Below are 11,708 nucleotides of genomic sequence, written 5' to 3' on the forward strand. Positions count from 1 at the left end.
TTGATAATTAAAAAAGCCTCAGTTTTGCTATGGTTAAATGATGCATGAATGTCATACAATGGAGAAAAATAGACCACACAAGAGAGATTAAAATGGCCGCATTCGGTACCGTGTTTATGCCGCAGATGATTCAAGCTCGTTTTTCTGATAACCAATGGAGCGAAAGCTCAATCGTCCCTTCCGATAAACTTGAACTTCATGCGGGCGCGCATGTCCTTCATTATTCAAGCACGTGTTTTGAAGGCTTAAAAGCTTTTCGCCACGAAGATGGCTCTATTTATATTTTTAGAATAGATGCAAACATTGCGCGTATGCAGCAAAGCTCTGCGTTATTAAGCTTACCAAGCTTTGACGGTCAAATGCTAAAAGACATGATTATCGAGATTGTTAAAGAGTATGCTGATGAAACGCCATTACCGCCGGGCTCTATGTACATTCGCCCAACTCACATAGGAACAGAGGCTGCCATTGGTAAAGCGGCTGCACCGTCAATGAGCTCGTTGTTATATACACTTTTATCGCCAGTTGGCGATTACTTTACCGGCGGCGCTACTGCGCTGCGTGTATTACTTGAAGAAGATGGCATGCGCTGTGCCCCACACATGGGCATGGTAAAAAGTGGCGGTAACTACGCCAGTGCACTTGCACCAATTAGCGCAGCGCGCGAAAAATACCAAGCCGATCAAATCTTGTTTTGCCCTGGCGGCGACGTACAAGAAACAGGTGCAGCTAACTTTATTCTTATTGATGGTAACGAAATTATTACCAAAGCGCTTGATAGCACGTTTTTACATGGCGTAACCCGTAATAGCATTTTAACCATTGCAAAAGATTTAGGTATGACGGTAAGCGAGCGTAACTTTAGCGTTACCGAGCTTTTAGAGCGTGCTGCAAAGCCAGGCACAGAAGCTGCACTTTCAGGCACTGCTGCGGTGTTAACGCCGGTAGGCACGTTTATTCATAACGATAAAGAATACAAAGTAGGCAGTGGCGAGCCAGGCCCTACAACAGCGCGATTACGCCAAGCATTGAACGATATTCAATGGGGTAAAAGTGAAGACAAACACGGCTGGTTAACTAAAATCTAATTGATTTGAGTAGTTCGCAGTAAAAAGCCACCGACTAGGTGGCTTTTGTGTTTTTGAGTACATTCTGAAATGGTTAGCGCTTAAAACTTCATTTCTATTTTGCCGTACACGTAACGGCCATTAAATCCGTAGGGCGAAAAGCTCGAATAAGCAAACAAGCGAGAAAAAGTAGAGACTTCTTCTACATTTTCGCGGGTAGGATCTGGGTATACATCAAAAATGTTATTGGCACCTAAACTAAGCGTTAGGTTATCGGTAGCGGCATAAGCCACATCTAAATCAGTGATCCACTTAGGTTTTAATACCTCGTTTAGCTCGGGCGTTGATGAAGGGTCTTGGGTTTCACCATAACGCGTAGTTCTAAGTGTGGTACGCAGCGCATCATGGGTCCATGTAGCACTTAAATTGTATTTATTGCGCGGGGTGCTTACTTCAAAGCGGCGCAGCTCTGTACCTGAGAACAAGTTGTCTTGATCAAACCCAGCACCTTGCAGTTCAGCGGGCGGGTCAATAATATCAGTGACTTCATTTTTGCCGTAGTTATACCCTAAGTTAAAGGCAATATCGCCATAGCCATCGGTGATTAAGTTGTACGAGGCAACCACATCAACACCACGCGTTTTACTATCTATAGCGTTTAAGAAAAAGCGGCCTTGGTTAGCGCCCGTACCTTCTAGCAGCTCTTCTATTGCTGCGCCCGATAAATTGTTAGATAAAACAATACGGTCATCAATTAGTATTTGATAGTAATCAACCGATAAGCTGAAATTAAAGTCGGTAGACCAAGTAAAGCCAACCCCGTAGTTAGTGGCTTCTTCGGCATCAAGGCCCGGTGAGCCAAGCGCTTTGGCTACATCGCTGCTTGGTGCAAAGGTGCCGGTTTCGGTCGGAACGCTATCAACAAATACGGTAGCAACCGAGGTAAAATATTGCTGTTGTAATGAAGGCGCTCTAAACCCTGTTGAGGCTGAAGCGCGTATGGCTAAATCTTCGGTTAACGAATAGCGCGTTGCAATTTTGCCGTTAAGTGTATCGCCAAAATCTGAGTAATCCTCATAACGGGCTGCCACAGCTATGTTCCAATCATCTGTCAGGTAGGTTTCTAAGTCTATGTAAAAGCTTACATTATGGCGGCTGTTGTCACCTTCTGATTCAGGTGTAAAGCCTGGAAATACCTGCGCACCTGCTGCACCAAATGGGCCATCTTCGCCTGTGACTACGCCACCTGGGCCAAATGAGCCTTGTGCGTATGAGGCTTCTTCGCCAGCTTCTATTTGATAGCCTTCTGTGCGGTACTCAGCCCCAATGGCAACACTTACCGCGCTTTCTAAAAAGCTGACATCCACTTCGCGGCTTAAATCAACATTTAAAGTAAGTTGATCGTATGTAAGCGTACCGGCATCAAAGCGTGTTTGGCTAGTGGGGCCGTACGACGTATTTAAACTATTGGTTACACCAAATTCGAACGCATCTTCACCATACACAGCCGATACATCGTAGTTCCAATCACTTATAAAGCCTTTAACACCTAACGCGAGTGAGTAGTCGTTTATATCTGAGGTGATCACAGGTAAAAAACCGTCGGGGTATATTTCTTCTATATTACGGCTATCGCTTGCGCGTCTATAAAAACCAGCGCCTTCACCTTCACGTTTAGAGTAAGAGCCAAATGAATACAAATCTGCATCGTTAGCTAGTTGATACCCCGCATTATAAAAAACCGATAGGTCTTCTACATCCCCATTACCAAAGTTATGGTTATAGCGGTTAACTGTAAACTCGCGAGGGTCGAGTGAGCCATCTTCTAATCGGTTGTAGTTTTCGCGTTGATCGTAATCGGCACGGTTAGTTGAGTGGCGGTCGCGGTATTCAGTCGAAATGTTTAAAAAGCCATTATCACCAAGCTCTAAACCAATATTACCTTGCAAAGTAAGCGTTTGCCCATCGGTTAAAGAGCGATCGCCGCCTTCGGTAAATGCTAGGTTGCCATCGCTACCCTCAGATACCGATTCAAGCTGAGGTACACCATCCATCTCGGTGACATTTGCCCCATAAATAGCAGCAAGGGAGCCGCCGCTGCTTGCGCTTTTAAGTACAATATTAATCACACCCGCTATAGCATCAGAGCCGTATTGCGCCGCAGCGCCATCGCGTAAAACTTCAATGCGTTCAATAGCATTAGCTGGTATTGCATTTAAATCTACAGAAGATGAACCACGCCCCGTTGAACCATTTAAATTAAGCAGTGCGCTACTATGACGACGCTTCCCATTAACCAGCACTAAGGTATGATCGGGTGCTAAACCACGAAGTTGTGCAGGGCGTACATGATCACTGCCATCGGTAAGCGATGCCTGTGGAAAGTTAAAACTTGGTAACAAATTGCTCAGTAGCGCGTTTGTTTCCGTAAGGCCTGAACTGGTAAGCGCCTCAGCGCCAATAATATCAATAGGTACGGCGCTGTCTTCAACTGTGCGCCCTAAACGGCGTGAGCCAATTACGCTAATTTGCTCTATATCTTCTTGTACTTGAGGTGTTTGCTGTACCGCGTGTGCAGAAAACGCACCAAATAGCGAAAGCGATGCACCCACAGCCACTGCTGTACTCACTTTTAAGTTATTTAACCTAAACGGTAGGCTTTGATTCATGTTGTTAATCCTCATCTGATCATCCATTGATTTAAAGTTTTTGTTTTTATAGCCGCTACTTTTTAATGGAGCTGCTTTGAGAACATAAACCGCATTAACAAAATGAGTCAATTGAATAACATTCAATTAAAATTAAGGGATATATAGTTACAAGGTTTAATTAATAAAACTAAATGAGGTAAAAGCTATAAATAGCCAGGAGTTTGTAAGTAACTGATGGAGCTTAAAATAATTGGCAACCATGAATTTTACTTTTAGTTAACAGGTAAGAGCAGTGTGTACGCCTTTAATAATGGCTGTTACTCAGTGTTTTTTTTAAATTAAATGTATAACCCACCTTTATATGTTAAATAAATTAACATATAAAAAGCAGATTATTTAAGCTGAAATTTGTATAGCGTTTAAAAAGGTTGCGAGTGATTTTTATAATAAAATAATATAAAAATTAAAATTTTATTTTACCGATAAGTATATCTTTAAACATGACCCAATCTCCCCATAAGCTATAAAGGGGGTGCTTAAAAGTGGCGGGGCGGTTTTTTTCAAAAAAGAAATGCCCAATCCAAGCAAATCCGTAGCCAATAACCGGTAATAACCACAGCAAGCTATATTGCTGCTTGATCAATGCAATAAAGATGACTGCAAGTACTAGCGTGCTGCCAATAAAGTGAAGCCTTCTGCAGGTTACATTGCGGTGCTCTTTTAAGTAATACGGGTAAAACGCTTTAAAGGAGTTAAAAGTGTGTGGTGTGTTCATAGTCAATGCTCTTATTTTTATAGTTTATTAAATATACAAGGGCTGCTAGATTTTGCAGGAAAAATTTTTGCAAACAAGAGGTTATTTAATCGCGGCGCTAAGTTTGTAACCGAGTGGGCTCGATAACGGCTTTTGCGCACGCCTACTTATTTGCTATAACCCCTTACACAGGCTCTTCGTTTAACCAAACGCTTAGCAGGATGTGCTCTTGGCTTTTTATTGTACTGGTGAGAATAACCGCTGATAGGTTTTATAGGCGTACTCATCGCTCATGCCGCTTAGGTAGTCGCATATTATGCGCATCCCTTGGTTTTGTTTTTCAGCGTCTAGATAAAGCGCTTGCGTTGTTTCGGGTAATAAACGCAGTGGGTCACTGGCAAAAGCGGTAAATAATTCAATCAGTAAGTTTTGACCTTTAAACTCTATTTGCTGCATTTCTGGGTCGCGTATTAAGCGATTAAATACAAAACGTTTGAGTATTTGTAAAACGCGCTCGTACTGTGGGTCTAGCTTTGCAGTGTACTTTAAAATAGGGCACTCAAAATCACCATGCTGAACATCTAAATGAATATGAATAATAAACATATTTACCAGCTCGCCTATGGCATCTTTACGCTCAAAATCGTTTTTTGAAAATAAGCGTTGGGTAAGCGAGTCTAATTTAGTGTTTAACCAATCGTAATTAAGCGCGTTTAAGTGGGGTAATGCGTGTGTTTGCCAATCATCTAGTGTCAGCACTTTAGTGGCTATGGCATCTTCTAGGTCGTGCACTGCATATGCTATATCATCGGCATGTTCCATTATGGCGCTATCTAACGATTTATAACGGGTTTTTGCACGGAACTGATCTATTGGCGTATGGCTTGTTAATAGGGCTTTGTCGTTGTCGCTTAAAGGGGCAATGATCCATTCAAATATTTGTGCATCGTCTTTGTATAAGCCTTTAGCGGGGCGCCAATCATCTGCTTTTATAAATGAACGTGTATTATTTACCTTCGGAATGGTGTGCCATAAATCGTCTATAAATGCGGGATATTTAATAAAGCCAAGCAATGTGCGGCGCGTTAGGTTCATGCCGTGGCCGTTAGAGTAAGGCTCAAGTTTAGCGACTGTACGTAATGTTTGTGCGTTGCCTTCAAATCCACCGTGCTCACGCATCATATAATTTAAGGCAATTTCGCCGCCATGGCCAAACGGGGGATGGCCTATATCGTGGGCTAAACATAAGGTTTCTAATAAACCGGTAGAGGGGAAGTGTTCAAAATCGCTGTGCTGTGCTTTTAAATGCCGCAATATGCCGGTACCAATTTGCGATACCTCCAAAGAATGCGTTAAGCGTGTGCGATAAAAGTCGTTTAAGCCTATCCCCATAATTTGGGTTTTTGCTTGTAAGCGCCTAAAAGCTGCAGCATGAATTATACGAGAGCGGTCTACCTGCCAGGGGGAGCGATTATCATTAGGGCGATTTTTATACTGTTCTATTATTCGGCTTTGCCATTGCTTATCCATACTGCTTACTCACAAAACGTTGTTATACACGGTATAAGCTCAGTATACCCATGCCCTAATAAATTGCGAATGAACAAGTACATAACCTTAGCTGGTGGATAATATATTTATCGCAAGCAGCCACTTTAGCATTTTTTAGCAAAGCGTGGCCCTTAAAGGGTTACACACAGGGAGTTATTCGCGTTTATATAGTGGCTTAGGTATAATGGGGTTTCGTATGTGTGTGTATTACCCATACATAATTGTTGTTTGAAAGAGAGACTACATGCTAAAAACCATTTTAAAGCTGTTACTAAGCGTATTTTTTTTATGGGCGCTTGCATATCCGTTTATGCAAAGTAATGAGCACGAGGTTGAAGAACAAACCACAGGTGAACAACCTAAAAAAGTAAAGAAAAAAGAAAAACCCCTGCACAATGTTACCTTACCTAAATTTTCTGAATTTGCTGATGTAAAAGAGAAAAAACAGGCATTTTTTGATTTTATTCGCCCACATGTTGAGGCTGAAAATAAAAAAATATTACAGCAACGCGCTAAGTTAGAAATTGCGCGTATGATGCTTGAATACAACGAACCGCTCGAGAAAAAACAACAGCGCGACATCGTTAATATTTTAAAAGCCTATGGCTTACCTGAAACAGTAAACACCCTAATTTTAAGCCAAGCGCTGCGCCGTGTTGATATTATTCCTAAAGAGCTTGCGCTAATGCAAGCGGCGAATGAGTCAGCGTGGGGTACATCACGCTTTGCACGCATAGGGCTCAATTTTTTTGGCCAATGGTGTTATTCAAAAGGGTGCGGTATGGTGCCAAGACGCCGCAATAGCGGAGCGGCGCACGAAGTTGCTGCATTTAAGTCGGTACGCGCAGCAGTAAGCTCGTATTTTAGAAATATAAACACGCATAATGCCTACAAAGATTTACGCCTGATACGCGAAGATTTACGACAACAGCAAAAGCCCATTGCGGCAACGGCACTAACGCAGGGTTTAATGTCGTACTCAGAGCGCGGCGAGGCCTACATAGAAGAGCTAAACACCATGATTAACCAAAATAGAGCTTACTTTGATGAATAAAATACGACTTATAAATATTAATGCCATACTCATTTTATTAAGTTTGGCGGCAAGTACCGTCAATGCCAAAGAGTTTGTTATGTCGTACGATGGCTTTTACGATAGATTAAAAGTGGTTAACAAGGGCGACTTTCAGTATGCACGGGTTAACTTTTACATTAGCGATATTGCCACAAACGAGGCATGTGCTATTAAAAGCGGCACAATTTTAACTGAAAATAACGAATACCCGCTTAATTTTACCGATAAAGCACAGTTACTTTTACCGTTTGATAAGCAGCTCGATACGGATAAAGCCGTTATTGTTGTAGAGCCACAAAACCCCGATCACGATTGTCAGTTAAAATTGCAAATTGAGGCCAGCGAATTTGAAGGGCTTAGCTTAACTAAAGATTCGTTGTATACAATTAATAACGAGCTAGATGAACTTTTAACCGATTTATCGGGCTTTTTTGTTAGTAAGCTTATGTGGTTTTTATTGCCAGAGCAAAAAGGCGTTGCTGTAACATTTAAAGAGCCTGTAACCTTTAATAACCCACATATACAGTGCGAAAAATTAATCTGCTACTTTGCAGTACAGGATAACTGGGAAGATGACGTAAATCTGCTTGGTGATATAGAAAACGTAGTTAAAGTAACTCCCTGGATAGCAAAATAAGTTGCAGGGTTTAATAAAAACGGCGCTTAATATAGCGCCGTTTTTTTATGCGTTATTTTGGCAGTGCTTGTGTTGAGTCACGTTTTATAAGGGTGGGTTCAAACACGCGGTTTATGTGTAAGTTTTTATACTGATACACATCTTGTAGCACCATTTTTGCAGCCATTTCACCCATTTCTTCTACTGGGTTATCTATGGTGGTAAGTGTAGGGTAAAGATAATTGGCAAATATAACGTTATCAAAGCCAATAACCGACAAATCGTTTGGTAAATTAAAGCCATGCTCTCGGGCGTATTTCATAGCACCTGATGCCATTTCATCGTTGGCACACACTAAAGCACTAAACGGAATACGCGTGTTGAGTAGTTTTTCAAGGCCTTTGCTGCCGCCAATTTCGTTAAAATCACCTTCGTAAAACAGCGCCTCATTAAAGGGGATGTTTTTTTCGTGCAGCGCTTTTTTATGGCCTTTTAAACGGTTTCTGGCATCGGCTTTAACTTGCGGCCCCGCGATATAAGCTATATTTGTGTGGCCTTGTTCAACAATAGATTTACTGGCTAAGTAGCCGCCGAGTTCGTTATCTAGGCTAATGCAGTTACTTTCAAGTGAATGTACGTATCGGTTAATAAGGTAAATAGGGGTTTTACCTTTACTTAGCTCAATTAGGTAGTCATCACTGACTGACTCTACATGTAAAATTAGCGCATCGCATTTGCGGCTAATTAAAAATTCAATGCCGTCTTTTTCTTTATCGTCTTCACTGTGACCAGTGGTAATAATAACGTGCTTACCCGCGGCGCGCAGGGCTGACTCTATGCCTGCCATCATTTGAGCAAAGAAAGGACCATGAAGCTCTGAGACCAAAATACCCACGCTGTTGGTTCTGTTTGAGGCAAGCGATTGCGCAATAGAGTTGGGCTTATAGCCCAGCTGCTGCATTGCATCGAGTACTTTTTTAGTGGTTTTTTCACTTACGCGGGTGTTTTTATTCATTACCCGTGACACTGTAGCTAACGATACGCCAGCAAGCTCCGACACTTCATAAATTGTGGCCATGTTATTGTTAACTCACTTATATCCTTTATTTTGGCGGGCAAATAATACCGTACCCACCAAATGTTAACTAGCACTAGTTTTTAGCGATGCCTGTATAGAGGCTAACTGTGCGTTATTGAGCGTGTATTTACGCATAATAAATGCAACAAACAAAGAACCAAACGCCGGTATAATAGTAAACGATAATAAAATACCCTGCTGCGTATCAAGGCTCTGCATTGTTTGCGCCTGATAATTATAAAAAGACAGCAGCCAGCCTGCAATTGCACCGCCTAACGCCACACCCATTTTTATAAAAAATATAACGCCCGAATACACAAGGCCAGTAATTCTTACCCCAGTTTTGTGGTGCCCGTAGTCTATGGTGTCGGCCATTTTTGCCCATAGTAGCGGGGTGGCCATATCTAAAAAAAACTTCCACAAAATAAAGGCAGCAAATGCCAAGGTAATGTTATCAGGGGAGATAAAATAGCTCGCAATACATATGCCCGCAGCGATTAACTGCAAACTAATATAGGCTTTTATTTTACAAAATCGCTTAGCCAACGGCTGAGCACACGCACACCCAACCATACTGGCAACCACTCCTAGGGTCATAAAGGAGGTAATTAAATCTTCTTGCCCTAAATAGTATTTAACGTAATAAACCCCTAAGGTTAAACGTAATACTTGGCCAGTGAGTAAAAATAGCGCGGCAGCGCACAGGACTCGCCATTGATCGTTTTTAATCAAGGTTTTTAAACTTTTAAACAACGACAGGTTTTGCTCAGGCGGTTGCTCTACGCGCTCTTTGGTACCAAAAAAACACAGTAAAAATAACACTAAGCCAAGCAAGCTCATTGCCGTCATGGTGTATTGGTAGCCTTTGGCATTATCGCCTTGGCCAAAGTATTCAACCATTGGCATTGTACAGCCCGCAACAATAACGCCGCCTAACATACCAAACACAAAACGATAAGATTGCACGCTAACACGCTCTTTTACATCGTTAGTGAGCACGCCACCTAATGCGCAATAAGGAATATTTATGGCGGTATACGCCACCATAAGCAAGGTGTAGGTAGTAAAGGCGTAAATAATTTTATCAGTGCCTTCAAGCTCTGGCGTGGTAAAAGCTAAAATACTAATAAGCGCAAAGGGCAGGGCAAGCCACAATAAATAGGGCCTAAAATGGCCAAAGCGTGACTGGGTTTTATCGGCTAAGTTGCCCATAACTGGGTCGGTGATGGCATCAAACAACCTAACCACTAAAAACATGGTGCCTACCACCGCTGGAGAAAGCCCTACTACATCTGTGTAGTAAAGCATTAAAAACATCATAACTGTTTGAAAAATAATATTACTTGCCGTATCGCCAAGGCCATAGGCTATTTTTTCTTTTACACTTATCATGATGTTAGGTTCTCGCTTTTTGATTTTTATTTATGCGATTAGTCGAATAGCTTTTATTGGCTATTTACGGCTTTGTATCAAGCTTTTATAAGCTTGGCCACTGGCTTTTATAGTACGTTGCTGAGTTTTATAATCAACGTAAACAATACCAAAGCGTTTTAAGTAGCCCTCAGCCCATTCAAAATTATCCATTAAGCTCCACGCAAAGTAACCAATAATATTAACCCCTTGCGCTGTGGCATCGTGAACGGCATTTAAGTGGCTATGATAATAGTTTAGGCGATCTACATCGTTTACCTCGCCATTTTTTATGGTGTCGGGCATAGCCGCGCCGTTCTCGGTTATATAAATAGGCGGTAAGGTGTAGGTGTTGTTAAGCGTTACAAGTAAATCGGTAAACGACTGCGGGTAAATTTCCCAGCCCATGTCGGTTAAAGGCCCTTGTGGTGCAAGTGGCTCGTATATATCGCTAGGGTGTGCTTTGTATACTTGGCGCGTATAAAAATTAATGCCCAAGTAATCAATAGATTGTGAAATTATGTCCATATCGCCTGGGTGGACTTCAGGCTGCTGATTGCTAGGAAGCTGTTTAATAATTTCTGGGTATTGGCCATCCATTATTGGTTTCATATACCATTGATTTAAATAATCATCGGCGTAACGAGCTGCGTTTATATCCTCTGCTGACTGCGTTAAGGGGTAGCAAGGTGTAAAATTAAGCACAATACCATTTTGAGTATTAGGCGAGGTGTGTTTTAACACATCCATTGCCAAACCATGGGCAAGCAATAAATGGTGCGCCGCTTTTTTACCGTACTCTTTGCCCACTAAACCTGGGGCATGTATGCCTACTTCGTAGCCTAAAAAGGCACTGCAAAATGGCTCATTTAGGGTTGCGTACGAAAATACCCGCTCGCCAAATGCTTGGCTAATAAGCTTTACATAGCGAGCAAATTCATAAGCTGTATCGCGATTTAACCAGCCGCCTTTATCTTCTAAATGTTGAGGTAAATCCCAGTGATATAGCGTTACAAACGCTTTAATGTTGCGCTTATTAAGCTCATCAAGAATATTAGTATAAAACTTTACGCCCTCAGGGTTTAGCTCGCCCGATAAGGTAATAACGCGCGGCCAAGAGATAGAAAGTCGATACGCATCTACGCCAAGCGAGTCTATTAATTCAATGTCGTTTTGCCACTGGTTGTAATGATCGCAGGCAACATGCCCATTTGAGCTGTCGGCTATTTTGTTGGGTGTATCGCAAAAGGTATCCCATATACAGGGCAGGCGATGCTCATACCCGCCTTCAATTTGAAATGATGCCGTAGCCACACCATAAACAAAGCTTTTTGTTAATAGAGGTGAATGAGATGGTAACGATAATTTTGTCATTAGTAACAAACCTTTTTAAACCTTAAATGCATAAATAGCCACTGTATTTACTGCGATGAAGCGTAAGGGCGCGTTTATAAAAAAATAAAACTTGTTGAAATATGTTACATGTTCGTATTTAATTACACGTGA

General features: G+C 41.8%; 9 protein-coding genes. 3 read left to right on the forward strand and 6 right to left on the reverse strand.

The features are described from left to right. Positions 1-44: 44 nt before the first annotated feature. The gene (locus PSH41_RS02885; RefSeq protein WP_083901793.1) at positions 45-1,088 is read left to right on the forward strand and encodes a branched-chain amino acid aminotransferase; all 1,044 of its coding nucleotides are present in this window, start codon (positions 45-47) and stop codon (positions 1,086-1,088) included. A gap of 80 nt (positions 1,089-1,168) precedes the next feature. On the opposite strand, the gene PSH41_RS02890 is transcribed toward PSH41_RS02885, so the two are convergent. The 3 genes from PSH41_RS02890 to PSH41_RS02900 form a co-directional block, all read right to left on the reverse strand. Next, complete coding sequence (locus tag PSH41_RS02890; protein WP_273588367.1) at positions 1,169-3,736, reverse strand: TonB-dependent receptor plug domain-containing protein; 2,568 nt, start codon at positions 3,734-3,736, stop codon at positions 1,169-1,171. A gap of 445 nt (positions 3,737-4,181) precedes the next feature. After that, positions 4,182-4,493: an Mpo1-like protein gene (locus tag PSH41_RS02895; RefSeq protein ID WP_024033431.1), complete on the reverse strand. Its 312-nt coding sequence runs from the start codon at positions 4,491-4,493 to the stop codon at positions 4,182-4,184. 216 nt (positions 4,494-4,709) lie between these two features. After that, positions 4,710-6,002, reverse strand: a complete 1,293-nt coding sequence (locus tag PSH41_RS02900) for an anti-phage deoxyguanosine triphosphatase (RefSeq protein WP_273588366.1) — start codon at positions 6,000-6,002, stop codon at positions 4,710-4,712. Positions 6,003-6,267: 265 nt separating this feature from the next. Here PSH41_RS02900 and PSH41_RS02905 point away from each other — a divergent pair, with 265 nt between their 5' ends. Together PSH41_RS02905 and PSH41_RS02910 are read left to right on the forward strand one after the other, a co-directional pair. Continuing rightward, entirely contained in the window at positions 6,268-7,077 is an 810-nt protein-coding gene (locus PSH41_RS02905) for a glucosaminidase domain-containing protein (protein WP_273588365.1), read from the forward strand. Further along, entirely contained in the window at positions 7,070-7,735 is a 666-nt protein-coding gene (locus tag PSH41_RS02910; protein ID WP_273588364.1) for a DUF2987 domain-containing protein, read from the forward strand. The genes PSH41_RS02905 and PSH41_RS02910 overlap by 8 nt, the downstream gene beginning before the upstream one ends. 52 nt (positions 7,736-7,787) lie before the next feature. On the opposite strand, the gene PSH41_RS02915 is transcribed toward PSH41_RS02910, so the two are convergent. The 3 genes from PSH41_RS02915 to PSH41_RS02925 form a co-directional block, all read right to left on the reverse strand. Next, positions 7,788-8,792, reverse strand: coding sequence for a LacI family DNA-binding transcriptional regulator (locus tag PSH41_RS02915; RefSeq protein WP_096739481.1), 1,005 nt, complete (start codon positions 8,790-8,792; stop codon positions 7,788-7,790). A gap of 63 nt (positions 8,793-8,855) precedes the next feature. After that, positions 8,856-10,184 carry a glycoside-pentoside-hexuronide (GPH):cation symporter gene (locus PSH41_RS02920; RefSeq protein ID WP_054982646.1) on the reverse strand — a complete coding sequence of 443 codons (1,329 nt, stop codon included), beginning with the start codon at positions 10,182-10,184 and terminating at the stop codon, positions 8,856-8,858. Positions 10,185-10,244: 60 nt separating this feature from the next. Then, positions 10,245-11,576 (reverse strand): GH1 family beta-glucosidase, encoded by a 1,332-nt coding sequence (locus tag PSH41_RS02925; protein WP_273588363.1) that lies wholly within the window; start codon positions 11,574-11,576, stop codon positions 10,245-10,247. Between the last annotated feature and the right edge of the window lie 132 nt (positions 11,577-11,708).

The organism is Pseudoalteromonas sp. CST2, from assembly GCF_028599385.1.
In the GTDB taxonomy this organism is placed as follows: Bacteria; Pseudomonadota; Gammaproteobacteria; order Enterobacterales; family Alteromonadaceae; genus Pseudoalteromonas; species Pseudoalteromonas atlantica.